Source organism: Marivirga lumbricoides, from assembly GCF_014636295.1.
Lineage (GTDB): Bacteria > Bacteroidota > Bacteroidia > Cytophagales > Cyclobacteriaceae > Marivirga > Marivirga lumbricoides.
In genome coordinates, this window is record NZ_BMEC01000014.1 from 38,386 (window position 1) to 63,559 (window position 25,174).

Sequence of the window (25,174 nt, forward strand, 5' to 3'; positions counted from 1 at the left end):
ACAGAAAAAGCCGGCTTAAACCGGCTTCTCTGTCGTGACTTGATATTAATTCTTAATTACAAATCACCCAATTATTAATTCCTAATTAAATTAACTCACCCATGCTTTCACCTCATCAGGCGTAACACTTGGTAAGTCAAGCTTCATTTTTTTCTTTAATCCACTAATTTCATGATGCAATTTGGTATGCTTTGTAGCTTTCAATTGCTCAATACTTTGGATTCCGGCCTCCATTACTACCGGTACCCACTCCTGAGGTACACCGGCTGCTACAAAATCAGCAGCAGTGGTTACTTTTGCTAACTTCTCAGCCTTCATCTGAGGGAAGAAAAGCACATCCTGAATGGAATTGCTGTTGGTCATAATCATTGCCAAACGGTCAATCCCTATACCCAAACCAGCTGTAGGTGGCATTCCATACTCCAACGCACGAAGGAAATCCTCATCCAATACCATGGCTTCGTCATCTCCCCTTTTCCCTAGCTCCAATTGCTCTTCAAATCTCTGGCGCTGATCAATAGGGTCGTTCAGCTCGGAGAATGCATTACAAATCTCCTTACCATTACAAATGGCTTCAAACCTTTCCACCAAACCTTCTTTAGTAGGATGCTTCTTAGCCAGCGGTGACATCTCAATCGGGTAATCAGTAATAAATGTGGGCTGAATCAATTGACCTTCACATTTCTCACCAAAAATTTCATCTATTAATTTGCCTTTACCCATTGAATCGTCAATAGGTACATGCAATTTTTTGGCTGTAGCCCTTAATTCGTCCTCATTCATTTCAGAAATGTCTATACCCGTAAAATGCTCTATGGCTTCATACATAGTAAAACGTTTCCATGGACGTTGGAAATTAATCACATTTTTACCTACCTGCACTTCAGTGGTTCCATGAATATCCATAGCTACTTTCTCTACCATCTCCTCCACCAAATCCATCATCCATTGGTAATCTTTGTAGGCTACATACAGCTCAACCTGTGTAAATTCAGGATTATGGAAACGCGACATCCCTTCATTTCTGAAATCTTTTGCGAATTCAAATACGCCATCAAAACCACCAACAATTAATCTTTTCAGATATAGCTCGTTAGCAATTCTTAAATATAGCGTCATATCTAAAGTATTGTGGTGCGTTTTAAAAGGACGCGCTGCGGCACCACCGTATAAAGGCTGAAGAATAGGAGTTTCTACTTCAAGATAGCCCTTATTACCCAGAAAATTCCTCATTGAATTCACCAGTTTTGTGCGCTTCTTAAAAGTTTCCCTCACATTTGGGTTCACAATCAAATCTACATAACGCTGTCTGTATCGTTGCTCAGCATCTGTAAAAGCATCGTATCTTTTCACATTTCCCGCATCATCTTTTACCTCTTTTGTGATTGGCAAAGGCCGTAGTGATTTAGATAAAATCCTCAGTTCTGTAACATGTATTGATATTTCCCCTACCTGAGTGGTAAATACATATCCTTTAACACCAATGATATCACCGATATCCATGTGCTTTTTGAAAACCGTATTATAGAAGGATTTATCTTCTTCCGGACATATTTCATCTCGGCTAATGTACAATTGAATTCTTCCTGTGCTATCTTGTATTTCAGCAAAGGAGGCTTTCCCCATTATCCGTTTACTCATTAAGCGACCAGCGATGCTAATATTCTTGTAATCCAGCTTATTAGTTTCATAGTTTTTCTTAATATCCTGCGCACTTACATTTACTTCAAATGTGGGGGCCGGATAAGGATTTATTCCCATCGCATGTAACTCTTCCCTACTCTTCCTTCTTTCAATTTCCTGTTCGCTCAATTGCATATTGATAATATTTATTATTTATAATGAATTCCCGGATAGAATTCATTTTGTGTTTGAAAGCTGCAAATTTAAAATATTATTAAGAATTATTTACCTTAATAAGGTGATAAAGTGGTTGCGGGATCAAGGAAGCAACCACTACCAATAACTATTTCTTCTGTCTTTTCTCTGCCTTTCTTCTCTTCATTTCTTCCTTGATCATCAGGAATTCGCGGCTGCTTTGTCCAGCCATAGCGGTATTTTCTTCTGCCCTTCTGAACAAATAGGGCATCACTGCTTTCACCGGACCGTAAGGGACATATTTGGCTACATTATAACCTTCACTTGCCAGGTTAAAAGAGATATTATCGCTCATTCCATATAATTGGGCTGAATAAACTCTCTCATCATTTCTTGCAATACCTGCTTTTTCCATCTGTACCGTTAAAAAATAATTACTGTACTGATTGTGTGATCCTGAACAAAGCGCGATGTTATCAATATTTTCAACGCAATACTCCAGGGCTGTATTATAATCCAGGTCAGTGGCCGCTTTAGATACCTGAATAGGGTTTTTGTAACCTTTTCTCTCTGCTCTCTCTGCTTCCTTTTCCATATAAGCACCTCGCACAAGTTTTATTCCTAAATGAAAACCTTCTTTAGTTGCCGTTTCATGGGCTTTCTTAAGGTTTTCCAGCATGTCCCATCTGTACATCTGGAAAGTATTATAAATAATAGCTTTCTCTTTATTGTACTTGCGCATCATATTGTATACAATATCATCAACTGTTTTTTGAATCCAGCTTTCTTCAGCATCTACAAACAATCGCACATCATTTTTATAGGCATATGCACAAATTTTTTCTATTCTTTCCTTGCTTGCCTCAAAGCTGGCAACTTCCTTTTCATTTAGCTTTTCATGGTTTTGAACTTTCTCAAAAACATTGGTCATTGCTATTCCGGTGATCTTAAACACACAAAAAGGTATATTATCATCTCCGGCAGACCTGTCAATTGTTCTCAGAATTTCCTGGGTGGTTTCTTCAAATCCTCTGTCGGTATCAGCCCCTTCCACAGAATAATCTAAAATTGAGCCAATATTAAATTTGGCAAGTTCATCAATGGTTCCCTGGCTATCTTCAATATCTATTCCGCCACAAAACTGATCGTATATAGTATTTCTTATAACTCCTGAAATGGGTAAGCGGAGTGCAAAACCAAGTTTCACTGAAGCTTTTCCTATGTTTACCAACCACCTACGGTTCATCATAGAAAATAAAAAATAAGCTTTCTTTAATTGCTTATCTGTTTTGGAGGAGAAAGCAATTGAAACATCCTCAAAGATTGGGTTAGTTGTAACTTCCATACTATCAATTAAAAAGTGCAAATATAGGTAATGACTAATGAGATTTATACCATAAACGTATCAGATTTTTACAAATACTTTTAGGATATAATTTACCTTCCTATACTCACTATTTTAAAACATAATTGTTTATCAATTCATCAAATAATTTGCTCCTGAAGTATATTTTATGGCTTTAAACCATTTAGAGTTACAAACGCAACTAGCATAAAACTTAATAGTTAAACGGGAAGTAAATGGTTTTATGAAAACTACCTAACTTGCAGAGAATTTATGATCCTATGGAATTAAAAAGTTGGTACGCAGAAGAAAAGCCATGGATAATTGCCGGTCCGTGTAGTGCAGAAACCGAAGACCAAATGATGGAAACAGTGGAAGGACTTGTTAAACAAGGCTTCAGCACCATTCGTGCAGGTGTTTGGAAACCAAGAACAAGGCCTAACAGTTTTGAAGGCGTGGGAGAAAAGGCTTTCCCTTGGATAAAACAGGCCAAAGAAGTGTTTAAAGTAAAATTTGCAATAGAAGTTGCCTCTGCCAGACATGTAGAATTAGCACTTCAAAATGATATTGACATCCTATGGGTTGGTGCCCGCACAACCGTTAATCCTTTCAATGTACAGGAAATAGCTGATGCACTTAAAGGAGTAAAAGACAAACCTGTTTTGGTGAAAAATCCTGTAAACCCTGATTTAAACTTATGGATAGGGGCTCTGGAAAGAATTCATCAGGCCGGTATACAAAAAATAGGTGCCATTCATCGTGGTTTTTCTACTTATCAGGAAAGCATCTATCGAAATATACCTCTTTGGCAAATTCCGCTTGATTTAAAATCGAGGTATCCTGAGCTACTCTTAATTTGCGACCCAAGCCATATAGCCGGTAAGAGGGATTTACTTTTTGAAATTGCTCAGAAAGCTATGAATCTACGCTATGATGGTTTAATCATTGAATCTCACAGAAGTCCTGATGAAGCTTGGAGCGATGCTGCCCAGCAGTTAACACCTGCCAATTTGAAGCTTATGCTGGATAAACTACAAATTCGGGACCTCACAATTGCCAGTGCTAAACTGCAGAATAAGCTTGATCAGATAAGAGATGAAATAGATGAGACAGATAAAGAGCTATTGGAAGTTTTAGCCAGAAGATTTGAGTTAGTGAAGAAAGTAGGTAATTATAAAAAAGAGAAAAACGTGGCTATATTTCAGTTGGAAAGATGGAACGCTATTCTTAAAAACAGACCTGAATGGGGAGAAAAGCTTCAGCTCAATCCTGACTTTGTAAAAACGCTCTACCAATCTGTCCATGATGAGTCTATCAGAATTCAGACAGATATTTATAACGAATAGCCTTAACTCAACAAAATAAACAGTGGATTTTACTATTTTACTCGAAACTTTAGTGTAGTTCAATAAAAAAAATAACTTTTTATTTTGTTTTAAAAAACAAGTCTTTACATTTACGTCATGTTAAATCTACAAGGACGATTTTATTTTTACTTTTACTTTAGCCCGCTGGAGCGAGTCGGACCTTGTATTACTATGTAATTAAAATATACTTAAACATACACAAGCCCGATTCGCAAGAGTCGGGCTTTTTTTTTACACAAAAATGAAAGAGAGAAAAATGAAAACGCTCAAAATGAAAGATTGGGGCCTCGGCCTGGGAAAACATGTGGTAATAGCAGGCCCGTGTAGTGTAGAAACAGAAAAGCAGTTGGAAGAACTTTGCAACAGCTTTGAACGTGAACCTCAAATTGGCATGTTCCGCGGAGGAGTATGGAAACCTAGAACCAGACCGGGTAATTTTGAAGGGTTGGGCGAAGAGGCTCTTCCATGGCTTCAGGAAGTAAAAAATCGGTTAAAAATTCCGGTATGCATAGAGGTGGCCAACACTGCGCATGTTGAAGCTGCATTGAAACATGGCATTGATGTACTTTGGATTGGTGCCAGAACAACTGTAAACCCTTTTTCAGTACAGGAAATAGCAGATTCACTACGAGGAGTTGATATACCTGTAATGGTAAAAAACCCTATAAACCCTGATCTGGCTCTTTGGGTAGGTGCTCTGGAGAGAATGTATGATGCTGGGTTAAATAAGTTAGCGGCCATTCACAGAGGTTTTGCTGATCCGTATGACAAGACCTACAGAAACAAACCTAACTGGAACCTGGCCATGCAACTTAAACTGGAGCTTCCTGAAATTGAAATCATTAACGATCCAAGCCATATTGGAGGTAAATCAGAAATGATTAAAGACATTTCACAGCGAGCATTGAATTTTGGTATGGACGGGCTAATGATTGAAACACACCCTAACCCTCAGGAAGCATGGAGTGATGCCAGGCAGCAGGTAACACCAGAACAACTGTTAACCATTCTGAAAGAAATCTCTTTCAAAGATAAAATTGATCTGGAAGGTGAAATCCCGGGCAATTTAAAAGAAATGAGAGATGCCATAGATCACATTGATGAAAAATTAATAGATTTATTATCTGATAGATTTCATGTAATTGATCAGGTAGGAGCTTACAAAAAGGCGCATCAGCTGGCGGTATACCAGGACTCACGATGGAAAAATGTTATGCAAAATCGAATTGAATTAGGAAAGAAAAAAGACATGAGCGAAAAATTCATGAAAAGTTTCCTGGTAGCTATACATGATGAATCTATTAAACGACAGGAAAAACAAATGGCATTGAAAAAGGAGCACCAAACCATCATATGAGTAAAGTATATTTCAGCAAAATTGATAAGTTAAGAGACATTTTAAGCTCAATTTCTTTTTCCAGGTTATTTGTCCTGGTTGATGATCAAACAGAAAAACACTGCTACCCTTTAGTTAAGCCATTTTTGGCAGACCATATTCTTATAAGTGTAAAGAGCGGAGAGATTAACAAAACATTGGCTAGCTGTACAGAGATATGGGGGCAATTAACAACTCATGAGGCTGATAGAAATGCTTTATTAATCAATTTGGGAGGCGGTGTAATTACTGATATGGGTGGTTTTTGTGCCGGAGCATATAAAAGAGGAATTAATTTCATCAATATTCCCACCACCTTACTGGCTCAGGTAGACGCCAGCTCGGGGGGTAAAACAGGTGTTGATTTTGAAGGTTTTAAAAACCATATTGGTTTATTTTGCGAGCCACAGTGTGTTCTTATTGATACAATTTTTCACCGAACCCTGCCAGCTAATCAAATGAGGTCTGGCTTTGCTGAAATGCTAAAGCATGGCTTGATAGCTGATGCAGGTCATTGGGAAGCTTTAAAAAGTATAAGCTACCAATCAGTAGATCTTGATGCAATAAAATCATCAGTTGCTATTAAGCAGAAGGTTACTGAAGCGGATCCCACTGAAAAAGGTGTTAGAAAAATTCTGAATTTCGGGCATACTATAGGACATGCCTTTGAATCTTTTTGCCTGAGTAATGACATCCCCCTCTTGCATGGAGAGGCTATTGCTGTCGGAATGATTGCCGAAGCCTTCATTTCGAACAGTAAAAGGCTCTTAGGAGATCAGGAGAGGGAAGAAATAGAACAGTATCTAAAAGAGATTTATGACTTGCCGGATATTAAAAAAGCCTCCTATCATGAGATACTGAGGCTTTGCAAACAAGATAAAAAGAATAAAAATGGGAAAGTACTAATGAGTCTTCTGGAAAAAAAAGGAAAAGCAACTTACGATGTACCAATAGATGACCAGTTGATACAGGAAGCTATTTCATATACTCTAGAACTTCACTTTTGACTTAAATCTTTTGGCAGAATTGATAGCGTTTTCTTCTAATTCAGTAATCCAATCAGAATTGAAACCTTCATTGGTTTTATTACTGATGTTTTTTAATTGATTAGCGAAATTTTGTCGGAATTTTTTCCCGGTTTCACTTTTTAAAAACATCCCAACAGTAACAGCTGTTGCTGCTCCGGCTAGAAAAGTAATGAAGGATTTGCTTGTGGTACCCATGTTATTAATGTTAAGAGATTGTATTTGATTAACCAAATTTACATATTTTTAGTTTAAATTATTAAAGATTATTTTGAATTATTTTATTAAACCATCTAAAAAGGCTACCAATCAGAATTTCCATACGATTAATCTGTCCAGCTCCAAAAGCGAATCAAACAGACTTCTGATTATGAGCAAGTTATCTCATCAACGCTTTCAGTTAATGAACCTATCAGAAGCAAGGGATACGCAAACTTTAACAGCACTTTTATCCCCGGAAAATAGTTCTACAACTTTCGATGTGCTAGATGCAGGGACAGCCATGCGATTCCTGACAGCCTACCTGGCTGTATCTACTGAAAAAGCCGTAACTTTAACCGGAACCGAAAGAATGCAGCAAAGGCCCATTGGAACCCTGGTAGATTCTTTGAAAGAGATAGGTGCTGATATTAAATATCTGAAATCTGCAGGATTTCCCCCAATGGAAATTAATGCGCTAAAAGAACAGAAGAAGAATAAAATAATTATTCCAGGTAATATAAGTAGCCAGTATATTTCAGCTCTCCTCATGGTAGCTCCAACTTTGCCCCAGGGATTGGTTATTGAAATAGTGCCTCCGATATATAGTATTCCCTATATTAATATGACCATCAGCTTAATGGAAAAAGCAGGCATTAAGGTGATACAAGAAGCCAACACTTATACTATTTCAAAGCAGGAATATAAAACTATTTCACATACAGTTGAATCAGATTGGTCTGCAGCAAGTTACTGGTATTCTTATATTGCACTTTCACCTCTTGGTTCTGAAATACTTTTGAAAGGGTTAATGAAGAAAAGCTACCAGGGAGATCAGGCCATCGTTGAAATTATGGAAAATCTGGGAGTAAAAACTACTTTTAATAACGAAGGAGCACATCTAAAAAAAGTTAGCAGCCCAGGTTCTTCACTTTTATCTATTGACTTTAAAAAATTTCCTGATTTAGCTCAAACTGTGTTGGTCTGCTGTGCTCCGCTAAAAGTAAACCTTCAATTAAGCGGGTTGGAAAGCTTGAGAATAAAAGAAACAGACAGGATTGCTGCATTACAAGCAGAGTTAGGAAAATTCGGATGCCAACTAATTGAAGAAGAAGCAGGTAAATGGTTTTTTAACAGCGAAAATTTTATAGCAGAGGAAAATATCTCAATACATACTTACGAAGATCACAGAATGGCTATGAGCTTTGCCCCCCTTGCACTTATTGCCCCGTTAACTATTGAGGATGTTGATGTAGTAAAGAAATCGTATCCGGGCTTTTGGAAAGACTTAGATAGCGTTGGAATGGAGTTGATTGAGAAATGACCTGAAGTAAGGAACAGCTTTTATTAACCTGCTACCATACCAGCTAAACATTTCCCCATTTACAAGCATTACTTTCGAATGGGGAAATTTTTCCTCTATTTCATCCATATGCTTTGGGCTAAAAGGGTAAGGCTCTGAGGACAAAAGAATTATTTCAGGCTCAAGTGCCTGAATCTCATTCAAATCTTTCTCAGGATAGCGTGGCTGGTCTATAACATTTTTTAGTCCACACTTTGCCAATAAGTTGTGAATGAAAGTATCATTCCCTACCCACATATAAGGAGATTTCCAGATACAGTAAGCTACTTTGATAATCTCCTTAGGTTTTTCCAGGTGTTCAAAAGCAAGTTTAGCCTTAAGAAGAATATCATCAGCTTCTTTCTGCCTTCCAGTAAGCTTACCCAGATCAGTCATCATCCGAAAGGCACTTTCTAAATCATTAACATCAGAAACATAAACAGGATAAAACTTCATCAACTCACTCACCTGATTTTCAGTATTCTCCTCTTTATTTGCAATGATCAAATCAGGCTTAAGTGCTTTTATTTCTTCAAGGTGTAAATTTTTAGTCCCTCCTATTACAGTCTTTTGCTTTCTCCACTTATCAGGGTGAATACAAAATTTTGTTATACCTAATACTTCATTTCCAAGGCCTAAATCATATAAAAGCTCAGTTTGGGAAGGCACAAGACTGACAATTCTTGTTGCTGGATTGTTTAAGCTTACTTTGTTTCCTATTTGATCTTCAACTTCCATCACTAAAAATAAAAAAGCCTCGTCTTTTTGTTGACGAGGCTATTGAAAAAAAAGTTTTTATTTAGGATTAAATCATAATTCCCATACTTACTAATTGGCTGGAAATTTTTAATTTATTACTATCGAAAGAAGCCTGATTAATTTCAAATTTTAATTTCCCCCCTACTTCTTTAAAGTTAATACAAGAACCTTTCTTACCCAAGCCAGATCTGTCAGTAATGATTAATGTAGGTTTCCCATTAAACTTAGTTTGAAGCGATTCAAAATCATTACTCTTTTTCTCGGCTACATATACAACATGCGCACTGTTAATTTCACTGATGCTGCCTGCATTAATTATTTTTGCATTCTGTCCTTTAATGGGCCTATTAGAGTAAAATGTGTTTAACTGCTGAAAAACATCATCATCGCCATATACAGCTATTATAAAATCTCCTGATTTAGTTGCCTCAGGCCAATCAATATACTTAATAAAATTAAATATAAGCATAGAGTGAATTTCATGCATTGGCCTTTGAGCTTTAAGCTCAGGTGTCAAGCCAACCATACTGACGATCACAAAAAGTAAAACGAGTTTGTAAGTCTTTCTCATATTATTTTATTTTTAAAATTCCTCTACTAGTGTATAAAAATAACATATTTAAATATATTAACGCTCCTAAAATAGAATTTTACGTTTAATTCATTGTTTCAACACATGAATGCATAAAAAGCTTCTTTGAACATACTTCAACCAATTAGCTATATGCCTTTTAATACCAAAAAACCCCGGCTAACAGTTCATCACTGCATGCCAGGGCAAAAAAACTAAACTAAACCTCTTTTTAAAATCTTATAGTAATATGCCCATACTGGCTAACTGACTAGAAATTTTAAGATTATTATTTTCTATAGAAGCTTGATTTATTTCAAACTTCAGTTTACCCCCTACTTCCTGGAAATTGATGCAACTACCTTTCTTCCCTAATCCTGTTTTATCAGTAATAATTAAAGTAGGTTTTCCAGAAAATTTCTTGTGAACAGCATCAAAATCTTTACTCATATCATCTGCAAGGTATATCACATGAGCATTGCTTAAAGCTGCAGAATTATTAACACTTACAATTTTAACGTTTTGTCCTTTCACAGGCCTTTTTGCGTAAAAATTATTCAAGGTGGTTGAAACATCTTCATCTCCAACAACAGCAATAACGAAATCACCAGCTTTGGCTTGTTCAGGCCATTCTACATATTTAATGAAATTAAACATAAGCATGGAATGAATTTCGTGCATTGGTCTTTCTGCAGATTTCAATGTGAAACCCGCTACCATAAGAGATAAAACAACGAAAACTTTACTGATTCTAATCATCTTTTAATTTTCTTAATAACTTTCTTTTACAAAGATACTGGCAGCTATCGAATTAGATAATCCAAAAAGATGAAAATGCTGTCAGAAGTAATATTTGAATCAATTATGAAAGATCATATTTAAAGTCATGCTTATTTTTCAGGTTTATCACGAAATTATACAATAGTTTAATTACGCTTTGTACATCTTCAGTATGTACCATTTCTACTGTAGTATGCATATACTTCAGGGGAAGTGACACTAAAGCTGAAGGTACACCATCATTGGAATAGGCAAATGCATCAGTGTCGGTTCCGGTAGCACGACTTGCCGCTGATCTTTGAAATTTAATTTTCTCCTTTTCCGCTATTTCAATAAGCATTTTTAACAAGTTATTCTGTACTGCCGGCCCATATGTTAAAACTGGTCCATTGCCTGCCTTTTGATCTCCACTTTCTATTTTATTGTAAAGGGGAGAGTTTGTATCATGGCAAACATCAGTAATTACAGCTACATCAGGTTTAATCTTGTGAGAAATCATCTCTGCCCCCCTTAAACCTACTTCTTCTTGTACTGAATTAACAATATACAATGCAAAGGGAAGTTCCTTTTTATTTTCACTGATCATTCTCGCTACTTCAGCAATCATAAAACCTCCAATTCTATTATCCAGAGCTCTTCCGACAAGATACTTCTTATCCTTTAAATACATTAATTCGTCATCAAATGTGATCACGCAACCCACATGCACGCCCATTTCTTCAACCTCCTGCTTACTTGTAGCTCCTATATCAATAAAAATATTTTTTAATTCGGGTTTTATATCGTTTTCCTTATTTCTTACATGAATAGCCGGCCAGCCAAAAATCCCTTTTACAATACCTTTATCTGTATGAATATTTACTCTTTTAGAGGGTGCGATTTGATGATCAGACCCACCATTTCTGATAACATAAATATATCCATCCTCTGAAATGTAATTCACAAACCATGAGATTTCATCAGCATGAGCCTCAATTACTACTTTGTAAGGAGCTTCAGGATTAATTACTGCCGCCACTGTGCCGTAATTATCCTGAATGTAATCATCGGAATAAGGTTTAATATAATTCAGCCATAATTTTTGTCCAGATGTCTCAAAACCTGTTGGTGAAGCATTATTTAAATATTTGAAAAGAAAATCTTCCGCAATTTTGTCCATTTTAATGTACTTTTTACTGTATTAGAAATTTATTAAATGCATTTATTAGAAGTAGTATCTCATCTACTTCAGGCTGATATATAAGTAGTAATTTTAAAGATTCCAATCCATATAGAAATCTAATTTAGTTTATACACTTTACCGTTCTTCATAACAAACTTAACATCTTCCATTGTTTTAATGTTTTTTAATGGATTATCAGAAACAGCAATAATATCAGCATTTTTTCCAGGTGCAATAGAGCCAACTTCATAAAACACATTTAAAAGCTTTGCGGGAGTCACGGTAGCAGATTGAATAGCTTCCATAGGTGGCATACCCGCTTCCACCATGTAAGCAAACTCCCTTCCGTTTTCTCCATGTTTATATACACCTGCATCTGTACCAAAAGCTATGCTCACACCTTTTTTATAAGCTTTAGCAAAAGTACTTTGAATTTTAGGTCCTATTTCCCTGGCCTTTGGCACTACCAATTCAGGATAGTAATTGGGTATTTCAGCCAGTTCGGCAACAGTTTTACCTGCAGTGATAGTTGGCACGTAGTAAGTATCATATTGTTTCATTAGCTCCATAGTCTCCTCCGACATTAATGTGCCATGTTCTATGGTTTTTATCCCCGCTCTTATAGCCCGTTGCATACCCTCATCACCATGAGCATGGGCTGCCGTTAGCATTCCGTAATCCTTGGCAGTTTCTACAATGGCCTTAATTTCATCTTCAAAAAACTGAGGGTTTTGACCACTTTTAGCTACACTTAATACACCTCCCGTAGCCGTTATCTTTATCACATCTGCCCCGTTTTTATATCGTTGCCTCACCGCCTGCCTGGCTTCCTCCACTCCATTTATCACCCCTTCATTAGGTCCCGGCACTCCCATTAAATCCGCCCTGTAGCCATTGGTTGGATCTGCGTGCCCTCCTGTTGTAGCTATAGATTTTCCTGCTGAGAAAATCCGAGGCCCCTCTATATGTCCCTTATTAATGGCGTCTCTCAAACTTGTATTTACACCACTTCCGCCTAAGTCACGAACTGCTGTAAAGCCAGCCAGCAAAGTTCTTTTTGCATACACTGTAGATTGAAAAGCGATATCAGCCTCATTCATTGTAAATTCATCCATATACCCATTTTTGGAGGTTTCACTTTCCAGGTGTACATGCATATCGAACAAGCCCGGCATTACTGTCATCGAAGATAAATCTATCAATTCCGCTGATTCAGGAACTTGAATAAAGCCCTTTTCTATGCTCTTAATCTTCTCCCCTTCTACAATAATTGTCATTTTCTCATTTACTTTCCCCTTTTCTACATCAATTAAGTTACCGCAGTGTATATATTTTGTTTGTGCATTAATCGAGGTATATGAAACAATCATTGACAAAGCGAGGAATAACCTTAATAATCTCTTTTTCATATGAATAAATTTATCGGGTAGTAGTATTCAACAACATGTTTAATTCATTTGGAGTGAGTACAGAAATTTCGTTTTCATCCTGCGCCAGAACAATGGCATTGGTGATGCTCCCTACCAGAGCGTAATTAAATTCCATTTTTTCGGCTATTAAAGTACACATTCTTGCTTCTCTTTCATCTAACTTATTATCCACCAGCATCATTTGAATATACTCGTACATAAAAAGCAATCTTTCATCTCGCCCTTCAGGCAATAAAAAAGGATGATCTTCTGCTTCAATAATAATAGCCTGAACAGCTTCTTCAGATAAACCATTTTTCCGCCCCAATTCAAATAAAAATTGCCTCTCCTCATTAACAACTTTACTATCTATTTTAGATAGCTGATGTAAATGAACTAAATGTGACTTTATATTATCAGAACTAAGTTGTTTTTGAAATATTAACATGGTGGCTAAACAGGAAATTATTATACAGCGTCCAATATACAAAGGATTGGTCAATAATATTACTGTAAGCTTTTTCTATCAATCTTATTAAAGTTAGAACAGCCCCAAAATAAAAAGTATTTATTTATTAAAGATATTGTCTTTTTGTCTTTATCTTCCATTTCCATGAATTTTTTAGCCCACTTATATTTATCAAACAATAATTCTGAATTGGCAATAGGCAATTTTATTGCAGACTTTATTAAAGGTTCTGGCTTTGAGGATTATTCTGACACTATAAAAACCGGTATTTTACTGCATCGCTCCATTGATGAGTACACAGACAATCACCCTATTGTGCTAAAGAGCAAAAAGCGGCTTCAACCTATTTACAGGCATTATTCAGGGGTGATAGTAGACATATATTATGATCATTTCTTAGCGCTGGACTGGTATAAATACAGTAGTATAGAACTGCGTAAATTTGTTGATAATCATTACGAACTGCTCACTAAACAGAAAGCTATTTTACCCAAACGCACTCAGCATATGCTTCCTCATATGATAGCACATGATTGGCTGTTTAACTATCAATTTTTTGATGGTATTCAACGGGTAATGCAGGGAATGGCCTCACGTACCAAGTTTAATTCTAAAATGGATCAGTCTATCAATGAATTAAAGCTATATCATGATGAGTTCAGAATTGAGTTTCACGAGTTCTTTCCGGATCTCATCCAACATGTACAGCAGACAATAAAAATTCTGAATCCATAAAAAAAAGTGCTACGGTAGGCAGCACTTTTTATTTGAATAATAATATTGAAGGCTTACTTAAGCAGCACCAATAATCTTTAAATGTCTGGTATGCGATTTCATCGCAGCCAGCATACTAGGGAATTCATTATAAGCTATATTAAATTGCTCACAAGTTTCTCTCACCATTTTATTGATAGCCGGGTAATGAACATGGCTTACACGAGGGAACAAGTGATGCTCCACCTGAAAATTTAAACCACCTGTGTACCAATTCAACACTTTGCTTTTTGTACCAAAATTAGCAGTTGTTCTTATTTGATGAATAGCCCACTCTGTAGGAATAATTTTTTCGCCTTCAATGGGTCTGTCATGAAAATCAGTTTCCTCCACTACGTGAGCTAACTGAAATACCACACCGATTGTATAACCTGTTACAGCTGTTACGACCAAATAACCTAGAATAGTGGCTAAAAAGCCTTGCATTAAAATTGGTAAAACAAAAAATGTACCTATATAACCTATTTTTGTTAACCAGAAAATAGCATGCTCTTTAAAGCTCATATGTGCTAATTCTGTTTCAGCCACTTTACGTGTAAAGTATTTTTTGAAGTCCTGCCAAAACACCCAGAAACTGTATGAAGTAGCATACAATGGATAGGCATAAATATGCTGATATTTATGATACCATCTTCTTTTTTGGTGAGTGGAAACCCTAATGAAAGGACCAATATTAATATCATCATCCATTCCTTCTATGTTGGTAAAAGAATGGTGATTTTTATTATGCTTATTTTTCCAGATAAATACCACTCCTCCCATAAGATTGAGCGTAAGTCCCATCATGTAATTTACATGTTTGTTATTGGAAAAGCTCCCATGAGCTCCATCGTGCATTACATTAAAACCTATTGCGGCAAGGTTTAAACCGAAAATGCCACATAATACTAATGATAACCATGCTGGCATGGCAACAAAAACAATCAAAACATATAGAGAAATAAAAGAGACTAACAAAATTGTTGCTTTTGTGTAGAGCTTTTTATTACCCCAGGTGTTCAGGTTGTTGGTTTTAAAATAATCATCAACACGTTTCTTCAGCGTAGGGAAGAAGTTGTTGTCATTAATTTTATCTTTAACTAATTGCATAAATTATAATTATAATAATTTCAGAAAAACGTTTTCTGAGTTTTAATTCTTGAATATAAAAGTAAAATAAACCGATGAAAAGTAATTCAATCTAAATTCTTCTAAAAAATTACTGAAACTTCATTCTGTTTACTTTTTAAACTCTAATTTGGTAGAAATACTTCACAAAAGTAATCATTAAATCTGTATAAAATCTGAAGATTGTGATTTACACTTACATCTATATATATTTTTAGATAACGCTACATCCTCAGCTTTAATTCAAAAAAAATCATAAAACATCATTCGCGAGATTTGCCAACTCTGACCTCTCCCCTTTTTCCAGTGTTACATGCGCATATAACTCATGCCCTTTTACCTTATCTATTAAATAAGATAGCCCGTTGGATTGTGAATCAAGGTAAGGTGTATCGATTTGATTCACATCTCCGGTAAAAACTATTTTGGTATTTTCCCCAGCTCTGGTAATAATTGTTTTCACTTCATGAGGGGTTAAATTCTGGGCCTCATCTACTATAAAGAAAATATTTGATAAACTTCTACCCCTGATGTACGCTAAAGGCTGAATCATCAGCTTCTCCTTATTCACCATATCTGTAATGTTCAAAAATTCCCTTTCGTGCTCCTGAAACTGATGCTGAATAAATTTCAGATTATCCCATAGAGGCTCCATATAAGGGTTTAATTTTGACTTGATATCTCCTGGCAAAAAGCCAATATCTTTATTTGACAGTGGGACAATCGGTCTTGCAAGGTAAATCTGCTTGTATTCCTTTCGTTGCTCTAGTGCTGAAGCCAAAGCAATAAGTGTTTTTCCTGTACCTGCCACTCCCTGTAAAGTAATGAGTTTAATATCAGGATTTAAAAGTGCATGGATGGCAAATGCCTGTTCAGCATTTTTAGGTTTTATTCCATACGCAGTTCTTTTCTCCACTTTATCAATTTTACCGGTAATAGGATTATAAAATCCTAAAGCAGAGTTTTTATTACTTTTAAGTATATAGAAAGTATTGTTTTCAGGCTTTTTCTTACCAAAAATATCTTTCACATCACAACTGTATTCATCATACAGTTTATTTATAGTATCAGAAGTAGCATCATCAATCTGCTGCTTACCTGAATGGAGGTCACTTACATTCTTAATTTTTCCTGTTTCGTAGTCCTCAGCTTTCAACCCACAGCTCTTGGCCTTCAGCCTTAGGTTGATATCTTTAGTAACCAGGATAACAGGTGTATCTTTTAATTCTGTTTGAAGTTGTAAAGCGCTACCAAGAATTTTGTGGTCAGGAATATCCTCCAGGAATATTTGCTCCGTTTCTAATTTCTTACCTGTTGGCATTAGAACTTTAAAACTACCTCTTGTTTTACCATTCAGGGGAATCCAATCACTTAGCGAACGCCCATCTGCCAGTTTATCTATCATTCTGATAAACTCTCTTGCTTCATAATTTTTGGTATCATTTCCTTTCTTAAACTGATCCAGTTCCTCTAACACCGTAATAGGAATAGCTACATCATGCTCGGCAAAGTTCATGATAGAGTCGTGAGAATAAATGATAACAGAAGTATCGAGAACGAATATTTTTTTCTCTTTTTTAGCTTTAGCCATAGAAAAATGAGTTTACATCAAAACAATATTTATGGAATCAATTTAAAAAAATATTTACACTGTAAAGCCTATGTTGAGAAGTAAATACTCGCAAAACAGGTAATTCACAGTAAATCAAAAAGATACCTAATCAAACTTAACAAAGAGATAATTTAAAGCTACAATATTAGATGAGAGCATGCTGACATGCATTTTGGCGGCCAAAATACATTAAAGTAAATAATTTAAAGATACTCCTGAATATCTTTTAATAGCTCTTCAAGGAATTTTTGATCTGTTTCATCAAAAGTATTGAGTTCACTGCTATCCACATCCAGAACGCCAATTACTTCATTTCCTTTAAAAACAGGCACTACAATTTCAGATCTGGAGGCAGAGCTACAAGCAATGTGTCCCGGAAAAGCATCTACATCAGGCACCACTATAGTTTTGGCTTCAACCCAACTGCTCCCGCAAACGCCTTTACCTTTTTTAATGCGTGTACAGGCTATAGGTCCTTGAAAAGGCCCTAAAACCAACTCATCATTCTTAACCATGTAAAAGCCTACCCAAAAGAAATCCATGGCTTCTTTTAACGCAGCTGAAATGTTTGCCAGGTTGGCTATCTGGTCAGTTTCGCCCTGTACCAAAGCCTTAATTTGAGGTACAAGTGTTTTATATTTCACCTCTTTAGAGGCTGTTTTATCTACTAATAATGATTCAGACATGTACTTAACTATATTTTAAATTACAATTTATCTATTTATATGTTGGTAAACCTGTAACAAATCACCTTCAATAATTTCATGTGAAACGAGGGCTTCCTCTTTAAGTTCAGGAGCCTCAACTCCTTCTTCAAAAAATGATTTACAAGTGAAAACCCTGGCTTCATCCCACAGCCCGGAATCTATAAACTGCTTAAGCGTGTTGCCCCCCCCTTCAATTAATACGGATTGTATTTTCAGTCTGTGAATGAAATCTATCAGTTGATTTATAAAACCTTCTTCTTCCAGCTTTATCCATTTTAAATTCTGCTTCTCGTCCTCCTTTTTCAGATTAAAAATAAGTGTAGGAACCGATTGATCAAATACCTTTAAACTTTCAGACAATTGCAAATAATGATCAATTACTAGTCTGACAGGATGTCTTCCAGACCACTCGCGAGTATTCAATTGTGGATTATCATACATTACCGTATTTTTACCCACCAGTATAACATCTAATTCACTCCGCCATTTATGCACCAGTTGACGTGATAATACACTACTAATCCATTTGGCATCAAAGTTCTTGCGTGCTATATAACCATCAGCTGTTTGCGCCCACTTTAACACAATAAAAGGACGGCTTTTGCTGATGGAAGTAAAAAATACCTTATTCAAAGCTAAACACGCCTTCTCCAAAACTCCAACAGACACATCGATATTAGCCGCTTTCAACTTTGCAATGCCCTTACCGGCAACCAGCGGATTAGGATCTGTACTCCCTACTACCACTCTTTTCACCTTGTGGTTTACCAACAAATCTGCGCAGGGAGGAGTTTTACCAAAATGCGCACAGGGCTCCAGGGTAACATACACAGTCGCCAGCTTTAAAAGCGCTTTATCCATCACTGATTGCACCGCTAATACTTCTGCATGTGGTTCTCCGGCTTTCTGGTGCCAGCCTTCACCAATAATTTTACCCTCAAGCACTATCACACAACCAACCATAGGGTTAGGACTCACAGTAGAACGCCCGTAAGTAGCCAGCTGTAAGGCACGTGCCATAAAATGCTCATCTTCTTGCCACATAATGGCAAAAGTAACCAAAAATTGAAGAACTTTGTGTAGAATAAATAAGGAGATGAACAGTAAGAAGCGCTTTAAAGAAATAGTAGATCAACTGAAAAATTTCGAAAATCAGCAAGAAGCAGAAGTTATTGCCTTTTGGTTGCTGGATGATCTTGCTCATATTTCCAGGATGGATATCCTGGTCGAAAAAGAGAAAGAACTTACTGCTGAAGAAGAGCAAAAAATAGATGATGCTATTAAAAGGTTAAAAAATAATGAACCTATACAACACATTTTAGGGAAAGTTGAGTTTTATAACCGGCAGTTTCTTGTCAACCAAAATGTACTCATACCGCGGCTAGAAACGGAAGAGCTTGTAGAACTGATATTAGCCGATCATCCTGATTTAACAGAAGAGGTAGTTGTTGATATTGGCACCGGAAGCGGCATCATTCCCATCACTATAGCCAAAGAAAGAAATGGCGCAAAGGTTTATGGACTGGACATAAGCGGTGCTGCACTTGAAACTGCTAAAAGAAATGCTCTGCTAAACAGGGCTGAAGTAGAGTTTATAAAAATCGATATCCTTGAAGAAACTCCTGCTTTGCCTAAAGCCGAAATATGGATTAGTAATCCTCCTTATGTGCTGGAAAGCGAAAAAAATGTAATGAGTAAAAAAGTATTGGATTTCGATCCCGCCCAGGCTTTATTTGTAAAAGATGATGACCCACTTATTTTTTATAAGAGAATTTCTTCCCTTGCAAGACAAAATTTAAAAGCCGGAGCTTACCTCTACTTTGAAATAAATGAAAAGTTTGGTGAAGAAGTGAAAGTTGTTATGGAAATTCATGGCTTTAATAATGTAAAAATTATTAAAGATATGCAGGGGAAACACAGGTTTGTAGTGGGTATAAACCCATAAAAAAATCATAGAACTAAAAAATAAAAAAATGTCAAAAATAGCATTTATAACAGGGGCCACTTCAGGAATTGGCAGGGCAACCGCGGTTCTTTTAGCGCAGAATGGATTTAAAATCATTGCCACAGGCAGAAGGCAGGAAAGACTGAAAGAACTTGAAAAGGAATTAGAAAAATATACTGATATCATTACCCTAAACTTTGATGTTCGGGAAAGGGATAATGTATTAAAAGCGATTGAAGGCCTTCCTCAGGAATGGAAAGCAATAGACCTACTCATTAACAATGCAGGAAATGCACATGGATTAACTTCTATAGAAGAAGGAAGCATGGAAGATTGGAATGCAATGATTGACATTAATGTGAAGGGCTTGCTACATGTTTCTCAGCCAATTATTAAAACGATGGTGCAGCATAAAAAAGGGCATATCATCAACATTGGCTCAGTAGCAGGAAAGGAAACTTATCCTAATGGAAATATTTATTGTGCTTCAAAGTTTGCAGTAGATGCTATCAATAGTTCCATGCGCATGGATTTAAACAAGCATGGCATCAAAGTGTCGCAAGTAGCTCCAGGACTGGTGGAAACTGAATTTTCCCTCGTGAGATTTAAAGGAGATGAAGAAAGAGCAGGAAAAGTATATGAAAATTTTGAAGCTTTAAAGGCTGAGGATATAGCAGAACTTATTTTATTTATGGCAACCAGGCCAGCCCATGTTAATCTGGCAGACGTACTGATTTTCCCTACAGCCCAGGCAACAGCAACTATGGTTAATAAAGGGTAAGTAAACGCCTAACTATTACCAAAATCACCTTTCCGGTCAATCGAAGCGAATAGCTTTGATTGGCCTCATTCGGCTTGTAATCAAAGTGGGAAGCATTAACGTAAGCGCTATAATTACCAGCACCAGTACATTCAGTCCAATAATTACAGGGAAACTCCAGTCGACCGGAACATAGCTCATATAATAGTTCTCCTGATCAAGCGGAATCAGCTTAAAGTAATCCTGGATGGCACAAAACCCAAGTGCAACAAAATTTCCCCAGAATAAGCCTTTTACGGTTAACCTTAAGCCACTGTAAAAAAACACATTTCTAATCAGGCTATTTTTAGCACCAATTGCTTTCAAAAGGCCAATCATTGAAGTCCGCTCCATAATCAAAATAAAAATAACGGCTATCATATTAAATGAAGCCACAAATAAAATCAGGCCCAGAAATAATTTCACATTTTGATTAAGAAGCTCAAGCCACTCAAAATATTGGCTATATTTTTCAGTTACTCTGCTTACGTACTGATCATTTTCTACCAAGCCGAAAATTTCTTCTGCTATTCTCTCTTCCTCTTCAGGATGGGTAAGAAACACTTCATAACCACTCACCTGATCCTCTTTCCAATCATTTAAGCGTTGTAGCATTCTTATGTCCCCAATAATTAATCGCTCATCAAAATCCTCCATTCCTGTTTGATAAATACCTACAATTTCCAATTGCCGGTACCGGGGCGGATTCTGTACAAAATACATCAAAACCTTTTCTCCCATTTCCAACTGGAGCAAATCAGCAATTTTCTGACTAATAACCACTTCTGTTGAATAATCATCGCTTTTTAGTTCAGGAAAACGACCTTCAATTATATTAGAAACAAATAAACTAGTATCATAGTCCTGACCAATTCCCTTTATTAAAACTCCTTCAACCGCCTCCTCAGTCTTGAGTAAACCTGCTTTATAAGTATAGGATTGAATATGTTTAATGAAAGGATATTTCTGGTAGTTATTATAGAGATCAGTGTTATTAGAGATAGGCGTTTCTTCAAAAGAATTGCTCATGGTATACTTTGTTACCTGAAGATGGCCAGCGAAACTGTACACTTTTTCCTTAATAGTTTTTTGAAAACCACCCATAATCAATAAAGCTACCAGCATAATAGCCAATCCTATAGCAATGCTAAATACTGCTATTTTATGAATGCTACCAGAAAACTGCCCGGTTTTCGAATTAATGGTACGTTTTGCTATAAAGTCAGGAAGATTCAAGAATATCCGTTATTTTTGATGTATGATTCAAGATGCAAATTACAATTTCATTGGCAAAGTCATGATGATCTTTTGCCTTATTTTTACAATCAGCTTTTACTCTTGTACTGCACAAGTCCAAAATGATACTAACGAGATATTACCGGGAGCCTATCAAATTGATAAATACCTTCACCTATTAGAGGGAAAAAGAGTTGGGCTAATTGTTAATCAGACCTCAGTAATTAACGCTACCCACCTTGTTGATACACTTAAGAGTTTATCAGTTGATATAAAAACTGTTTTTGCTCCCGAACATGGTTTCAGGGGTGAAGCAGATGCCGGAGCAACCGTAAAGTCCGGCTATGATGCCAAAACGCAACTCCCCATCATTTCCCTTTATGGCAGCAATAAAAAGCCTCAACCTCAGCAACTGGAAAATCTGGATATATTAATTTTCGATATTCAGGATGTGGGTACTCGCTTTTATACCTATATCAGCACTATGCATTACGTAATGGAAGCATGTGCTGAACAAAACAAGGAACTTCTCATTTTGGACCGTCCCAATCCAAACGGCATGTATGTGGATGGCCCTGTTTTAAAAATGGATAATCAATCTTTTGTTGGGATGCACCCAATACCGGTATTACATGGGCTTACTGTAGGTGAGCTTGCTAAAATGATTAATGGAGAAGGTTGGTTGAACAATCGGCTAAAATGTAATGTGGCCATCATTCCTGTTGAGAATTACTCGCACGATATGACTTATTCCCTGCCAGTTAAACCATCTCCAAACCTCCCAAATGATTTAAGCATTGAGCTTTATCCCAGCCTCTGTCTGTTTGAGGGCACAGTTATCAGCGTAGGTAGAGGTACGGAATCCCCTTTTCAACAAATTGGCCATCCTGATTTAAAAGAATACAAACACAGTTTTACTCCTGTCTCTATGCCAGGAAGTAGTGTGCACCCTCCCTTTGAAAACAAAAAATGCTACGGCATTATATTTAAGGAAAAAGATGTTGAGGGTGGGTTTTCCTTGAAATATTTAATTGAATTTTATAATGAGTTCGAGGAGAAAAAAGCTTTCTTCAATAATTTCTTTGTGAAATTAGCAGGTACGAAGGAATTGCAACAACAAATAGAGGCAGGCTTTAATGAAGAAGATATAAGGATGGGGTGGAAAGCTGATTTAGAATCTTACCACAAAATGAGAGAATCATATTTAATTTACCCTTAAAAATTAACAGAAATCAGTAATACAACTTACTAATCAGATATTTACATAATAAGATCAATTTATACAATTGAAAATTAAATGTAAATCCTCACCAAACATTAGTTGCTTAGGCTACTTTTCTTGTAATAAAAAAAGGGTAAACTTAACCTTTTTACATATTTTATATTGTACAAAACAAAGAACTTCTGAAGTACTTAAAAACAACAACAACCCTTTTAGTTTAATAGTCAATAAAAATATATTAAAAATATAAATATTTAAATTTGGGAATTTGAAACTTTTAAAGCTTCTTTAAACAAAAATTGATGTAATATATCTCCTAAATAATCAATTTTTATCCAAATAATTGATGACACATACTATAATTACGGATTATTTATTGCATATTTAATTGAAAATAAGATAATTAACGCATGAACCTGCAATCATTAGTTAAGTACAACCAAGACCTCAAAATTTTGCTGGTTGCTTTGGGTTACTTTTTGTTTGCACGAATAGGCTATTTCTTCGTATTTGAAGAACTCTATTTTTTGCCGACCTGGCCTCCTTCAGGCCTTGCTTTGGCTTTTATAGTTATTTTAGGAAGAAGGGTATGGCCGGGAATTACTATAGGAGCATTACTTGCAAATATTTTAGCTTACTGGAATACGAGTGATATAGCTCCCAACTCAATTATACTCTTATCTGCCCTAATTGCAGCGGTACACACTTTAGAAGCACTTTTAGGTAATTTCCTCCTGAAAAAGTGGATTGGTAAATCACAGCACTTCGCCAAAACCACTCATGTCTTTCGGTTTCTGTTTATCGCCCTTATTATATCAGTAGTAAGTGCTTTAATTGGCACAAGCATCCTCTATTTACAGGGCATGTTCGGGGTGTCAGAGTATCTTCAAAGGTTTATTTCCTGGTGGGTAGGTAATTTAGTAGGCATTTTATTATTCACTCCTTTCATCTTGTCATTTCGGGAGGAGCTTACCTGGAAAATATCGAAAGCCAATATTATTGAATTAACTTTTTTAATTATTGCTGTAAGCACTATTACCTTTATTCTAAATAATGAAAATTTAAGAACGCCATTAGAACAAGCAATCCCCTTCCTGGTTTTACCTTTTTTATTGTGGCTTGCTTTCCGTTTTCATTTAGGAGTGGCAATGGCAGGCACTATCCTGGTAGCATTACTGGCAGTGTACCTCACCACACATGACATTGGTCCTTTTGTTCTGGAAGACTCCTCTAATGCTATGCTGTTACTGCAAATATTTATTGGAGTAATAAGCGTCTCTACAATTGTATTGTATGCCACCGAAAAGGAACGAACCAATACTCAGAAAGCTTTGGAGCAATTAAATGGCTCCCTGGAGGAAAAAGTAAAGATCAGAACAGAGGAGCTTGAGATGGAAAATGCCAATAGAAAATCCACCGAAAAGGCACTGCAAGCTTCAAATATTGAGTTACGTAAAATTAATTCTGAACTAGATAATTTCGTCTATAGGGTGTCACACGACTTAAGAGCCCCAATAGCGAGTATGCTGGGTTTACTCAACCTGGCGAAAAAGGATACCAATGAAGAAATGAAAAACCTTTATCTTACTAAAGTGGAGGAAAGTGCTAAACTGCAGGATAATTTCATCACTGAAATACTGGATCAGTCAAGAAATGCACGACTTGAAGTAAAAAAGGAAATTATTAAGTTTGATAAAATCATCAACGACACCTTCGAACAGCTAAAATATGCAAATCCAGACGATCTGGTAAAGAAAAATCTTTCTATTAAAGCGGATAAACCTTTTATCTCAGATGAATGGAGACTGAAAGTAATCATGAACAACCTGATCTCCAACGCTATCCGCTACCGAAATGGTAGAGAGCCTATTATCGACATTAATGTAAAGATTGAAAATGAGCAGGCTTTTATCACTATTCAGGATAATGGAAGAGGAATTGGTGCAGAACATATTAAGAAAGTGTATGACATGTTCTATAGAGCAACAGATGAAAATGCCGGCTCTGGATTAGGTTTATATATTGTGAAGGAAACCATTGCTAAACTTAAAGGAGATATTCAAATTGAATCTCAAGTAGGAAAAGGCACATTAGTTACACTGAAATTACCATCCCTTCAATAGTATTGAGATACTATTAACACCTCTACTAC

Annotated in this window: 23 protein-coding genes; 9 read left to right on the top strand and 14 right to left on the bottom strand. The window is 36.3% G+C overall.

Translation table 11 applies throughout. From position 1 onward, the window contains the following. Positions 1–90: 90 nt before the first annotated feature. Together lysS and IEV85_RS19735 are read right to left on the bottom strand one after the other, a co-directional pair. Complete coding sequence (gene lysS, locus IEV85_RS19730) at positions 91–1,818, bottom strand: lysine--tRNA ligase (RefSeq protein ID WP_188466767.1); 1,728 nt, start codon at positions 1,816–1,818, stop codon at positions 91–93. A 148-nt stretch (positions 1,819–1,966) separates the two neighbouring features. After that, positions 1,967–3,163, bottom strand: coding sequence for a proline dehydrogenase family protein (locus IEV85_RS19735; protein WP_188466769.1), 1,197 nt, complete (start codon positions 3,161–3,163; stop codon positions 1,967–1,969). 281 nt (positions 3,164–3,444) lie between these two features. Between IEV85_RS19735 and IEV85_RS19740 the strand changes: the two genes are divergently transcribed. From IEV85_RS19740 to aroB, 3 genes are all read left to right on the top strand, one after another. Further along, entirely contained in the window at positions 3,445–4,509 is a 1,065-nt protein-coding gene (locus IEV85_RS19740) for a bifunctional 3-deoxy-7-phosphoheptulonate synthase/chorismate mutase type II (RefSeq protein WP_188467050.1), read from the top strand. Between the two features lie 277 nt (positions 4,510–4,786). Beyond that, positions 4,787–5,887, top strand: a complete 1,101-nt coding sequence (locus IEV85_RS19745; RefSeq protein ID WP_188466771.1) for a chorismate mutase — start codon at positions 4,787–4,789, stop codon at positions 5,885–5,887. Continuing rightward, entirely contained in the window at positions 5,884–6,912 is a 1,029-nt protein-coding gene (aroB, locus tag IEV85_RS19750) for a 3-dehydroquinate synthase (RefSeq protein WP_188466773.1), read from the top strand. Before IEV85_RS19745 ends, aroB begins: the two co-directional genes overlap by 4 nt. Here aroB and IEV85_RS19755 read toward each other — a convergent pair. Next, positions 6,895–7,164 carry a YtxH domain-containing protein gene (locus IEV85_RS19755; protein WP_188466775.1) on the bottom strand — a complete coding sequence of 90 codons (270 nt, stop codon included), beginning with the start codon at positions 7,162–7,164 and terminating at the stop codon, positions 6,895–6,897. The two genes, aroB and IEV85_RS19755, sit on opposite strands and share 18 nt — an antisense overlap. 136 nt (positions 7,165–7,300) lie before the next feature. On the opposite strand from IEV85_RS19755, the gene IEV85_RS19760 reads away from it, so the two are divergent. After that, complete coding sequence (locus tag IEV85_RS19760; RefSeq protein WP_188466777.1) at positions 7,301–8,452, top strand: 3-phosphoshikimate 1-carboxyvinyltransferase; 1,152 nt, start codon at positions 7,301–7,303, stop codon at positions 8,450–8,452. Here IEV85_RS19760 and IEV85_RS19765 read toward each other — a convergent pair. The 6 genes from IEV85_RS19765 to IEV85_RS19790 all read right to left on the bottom strand — a co-directional run bounded on the left by IEV85_RS19765 (position 8,417) and on the right by IEV85_RS19790 (position 13,599). Beyond that, complete coding sequence (locus tag IEV85_RS19765) at positions 8,417–9,208, bottom strand: ABC transporter substrate-binding protein (protein ID WP_188466779.1); 792 nt, start codon at positions 9,206–9,208, stop codon at positions 8,417–8,419. The two genes, IEV85_RS19760 and IEV85_RS19765, sit on opposite strands and share 36 nt — an antisense overlap. A 67-nt stretch (positions 9,209–9,275) precedes the next feature. Beyond that, positions 9,276–9,800 carry a YfiR/HmsC family protein gene (locus IEV85_RS19770; RefSeq protein WP_188466781.1) on the bottom strand — a complete coding sequence of 175 codons (525 nt, stop codon included), beginning with the start codon at positions 9,798–9,800 and terminating at the stop codon, positions 9,276–9,278. Between the two features lie 240 nt (positions 9,801–10,040). Beyond that, positions 10,041–10,559, bottom strand: a complete 519-nt coding sequence (locus tag IEV85_RS19775; protein WP_188466783.1) for a YfiR family protein — start codon at positions 10,557–10,559, stop codon at positions 10,041–10,043. Between the two features lie 103 nt (positions 10,560–10,662). Next, entirely contained in the window at positions 10,663–11,739 is a 1,077-nt protein-coding gene (locus IEV85_RS19780) for a M42 family metallopeptidase (protein WP_188466785.1), read from the bottom strand. A 119-nt stretch (positions 11,740–11,858) separates the two neighbouring features. Continuing rightward, on the bottom strand, positions 11,859–13,151 hold the full coding sequence (locus IEV85_RS19785) for a metal-dependent hydrolase family protein (RefSeq protein WP_188466787.1): 1,293 nt from the start codon (positions 13,149–13,151) through the stop codon (positions 11,859–11,861). A gap of 10 nt (positions 13,152–13,161) precedes the next feature. Further along, on the bottom strand, positions 13,162–13,599 hold the full coding sequence (locus IEV85_RS19790) for a hypothetical protein (protein ID WP_188466789.1): 438 nt from the start codon (positions 13,597–13,599) through the stop codon (positions 13,162–13,164). 165 nt (positions 13,600–13,764) lie between these two features. Between IEV85_RS19790 and IEV85_RS19795 the strand changes: the two genes are divergently transcribed. Next, positions 13,765–14,355: an acyl carrier protein phosphodiesterase gene (locus tag IEV85_RS19795; protein ID WP_188466791.1), complete on the top strand. Its 591-nt coding sequence runs from the start codon at positions 13,765–13,767 to the stop codon at positions 14,353–14,355. A 57-nt stretch (positions 14,356–14,412) separates the two neighbouring features. Here IEV85_RS19795 and IEV85_RS19800 read toward each other — a convergent pair whose 3' ends face one another. From IEV85_RS19800 to ribD, 4 genes are all read right to left on the bottom strand, one after another. Continuing rightward, positions 14,413–15,483 carry a fatty acid desaturase family protein gene (locus IEV85_RS19800; RefSeq protein ID WP_188466793.1) on the bottom strand — a complete coding sequence of 357 codons (1,071 nt, stop codon included), beginning with the start codon at positions 15,481–15,483 and terminating at the stop codon, positions 14,413–14,415. Between the two features lie 271 nt (positions 15,484–15,754). After that, positions 15,755–17,092 (bottom strand): PhoH family protein, encoded by a 1,338-nt coding sequence (locus tag IEV85_RS19805; protein WP_188466795.1) that lies wholly within the window; start codon positions 17,090–17,092, stop codon positions 15,755–15,757. 224 nt (positions 17,093–17,316) lie between these two features. Further along, positions 17,317–17,799, bottom strand: a complete 483-nt coding sequence (locus IEV85_RS19810) for a GAF domain-containing protein (protein ID WP_188466797.1) — start codon at positions 17,797–17,799, stop codon at positions 17,317–17,319. Between the two features lie 27 nt (positions 17,800–17,826). Beyond that, on the bottom strand, positions 17,827–18,864 hold the full coding sequence (gene ribD, locus IEV85_RS19815) for a bifunctional diaminohydroxyphosphoribosylaminopyrimidine deaminase/5-amino-6-(5-phosphoribosylamino)uracil reductase RibD (protein ID WP_229712664.1): 1,038 nt from the start codon (positions 18,862–18,864) through the stop codon (positions 17,827–17,829). Between the two features lie 52 nt (positions 18,865–18,916). On the opposite strand from ribD, the gene prmC reads away from it, so the two are divergent. After that, the gene (gene prmC / locus IEV85_RS19820; protein WP_188466799.1) at positions 18,917–19,765 is read left to right on the top strand and encodes a peptide chain release factor N(5)-glutamine methyltransferase; all 849 of its coding nucleotides are present in this window, start codon (positions 18,917–18,919) and stop codon (positions 19,763–19,765) included. Between the two features lie 28 nt (positions 19,766–19,793). After that, on the top strand, positions 19,794–20,546 hold the full coding sequence (locus tag IEV85_RS19825) for an SDR family NAD(P)-dependent oxidoreductase (protein WP_188466801.1): 753 nt from the start codon (positions 19,794–19,796) through the stop codon (positions 20,544–20,546). Positions 20,547–20,582: 36 nt separating this feature from the next. Here IEV85_RS19825 and IEV85_RS19830 read toward each other — a convergent pair whose 3' ends face one another. Further along, positions 20,583–21,800: an ABC transporter permease gene (locus IEV85_RS19830; RefSeq protein WP_188466803.1), complete on the bottom strand. Its 1,218-nt coding sequence runs from the start codon at positions 21,798–21,800 to the stop codon at positions 20,583–20,585. 22 nt (positions 21,801–21,822) lie between these two features. On the opposite strand from IEV85_RS19830, the gene IEV85_RS19835 reads away from it, so the two are divergent. Continuing rightward, positions 21,823–23,019, top strand: a complete 1,197-nt coding sequence (locus tag IEV85_RS19835; protein WP_188466805.1) for an exo-beta-N-acetylmuramidase NamZ family protein — start codon at positions 21,823–21,825, stop codon at positions 23,017–23,019. A 413-nt stretch (positions 23,020–23,432) separates the two neighbouring features. Further along, entirely contained in the window at positions 23,433–25,145 is a 1,713-nt protein-coding gene (locus tag IEV85_RS19840) for a sensor histidine kinase (protein WP_188466807.1), read from the top strand. Positions 25,146–25,174 lie beyond the last annotated feature (29 nt).

Excerpts from the sequence above, each read along its gene's own strand:
- IEV85_RS19805 (WP_188466795.1), bottom strand. The coding sequence starts at position 17,092 with ATGGCTAAAGCTAAAAAAGAGAAAAAAATATTCGTTCTCGATACTTCT.
- IEV85_RS19775 (WP_188466783.1), bottom strand. The coding sequence starts at position 10,559 with ATGATTAGAATCAGTAAAGTTTTCGTTGTTTTATCTCTTATGGTAGCG.
- IEV85_RS19780 (WP_188466785.1), bottom strand. The coding sequence starts at position 11,739 with ATGGACAAAATTGCGGAAGATTTTCTTTTCAAATATTTAAATAATGCT.
- IEV85_RS19790 (WP_188466789.1), bottom strand. The coding sequence starts at position 13,599 with ATGTTAATATTTCAAAAACAACTTAGTTCTGATAATATAAAGTCACAT.
- IEV85_RS19800 (WP_188466793.1), bottom strand. The coding sequence starts at position 15,483 with ATGCAATTAGTTAAAGATAAAATTAATGACAACAACTTCTTCCCTACG.
- prmC (WP_188466799.1), top strand. The coding sequence starts at position 18,917 with ATGAACAGTAAGAAGCGCTTTAAAGAAATAGTAGATCAACTGAAAAAT.
- IEV85_RS19770 (WP_188466781.1), bottom strand. The coding sequence starts at position 9,800 with ATGAGAAAGACTTACAAACTCGTTTTACTTTTTGTGATCGTCAGTATG.
- ribD (WP_229712664.1), bottom strand. The coding sequence starts at position 18,864 with ATGTGGCAAGAAGATGAGCATTTTATGGCACGTGCCTTACAGCTGGCT.
- lysS (WP_188466767.1), bottom strand. The coding sequence starts at position 1,818 with ATGCAATTGAGCGAACAGGAAATTGAAAGAAGGAAGAGTAGGGAAGAG.
- IEV85_RS19760 (WP_188466777.1), top strand. The coding sequence starts at position 7,301 with ATGAGCAAGTTATCTCATCAACGCTTTCAGTTAATGAACCTATCAGAA.
- IEV85_RS19825 (WP_188466801.1), top strand. The coding sequence starts at position 19,794 with ATGTCAAAAATAGCATTTATAACAGGGGCCACTTCAGGAATTGGCAGG.
- IEV85_RS19740 (WP_188467050.1), top strand. The coding sequence starts at position 3,445 with ATGGAATTAAAAAGTTGGTACGCAGAAGAAAAGCCATGGATAATTGCC.
- IEV85_RS19735 (WP_188466769.1), bottom strand. The coding sequence starts at position 3,163 with ATGGAAGTTACAACTAACCCAATCTTTGAGGATGTTTCAATTGCTTTC.
- IEV85_RS19785 (WP_188466787.1), bottom strand. The coding sequence starts at position 13,151 with ATGAAAAAGAGATTATTAAGGTTATTCCTCGCTTTGTCAATGATTGTT.
- IEV85_RS19840 (WP_188466807.1), top strand. The coding sequence starts at position 23,433 with ATGAACCTGCAATCATTAGTTAAGTACAACCAAGACCTCAAAATTTTG.
- IEV85_RS19835 (WP_188466805.1), top strand. The coding sequence starts at position 21,823 with ATGATTCAAGATGCAAATTACAATTTCATTGGCAAAGTCATGATGATC.
- IEV85_RS19810 (WP_188466797.1), bottom strand. The coding sequence starts at position 17,799 with ATGTCTGAATCATTATTAGTAGATAAAACAGCCTCTAAAGAGGTGAAA.
- aroB (WP_188466773.1), top strand. The coding sequence starts at position 5,884 with ATGAGTAAAGTATATTTCAGCAAAATTGATAAGTTAAGAGACATTTTA.
- IEV85_RS19765 (WP_188466779.1), bottom strand. The coding sequence starts at position 9,208 with ATGGAAGTTGAAGATCAAATAGGAAACAAAGTAAGCTTAAACAATCCA.
- IEV85_RS19795 (WP_188466791.1), top strand. The coding sequence starts at position 13,765 with ATGAATTTTTTAGCCCACTTATATTTATCAAACAATAATTCTGAATTG.
- IEV85_RS19745 (WP_188466771.1), top strand. The coding sequence starts at position 4,787 with ATGAAAACGCTCAAAATGAAAGATTGGGGCCTCGGCCTGGGAAAACAT.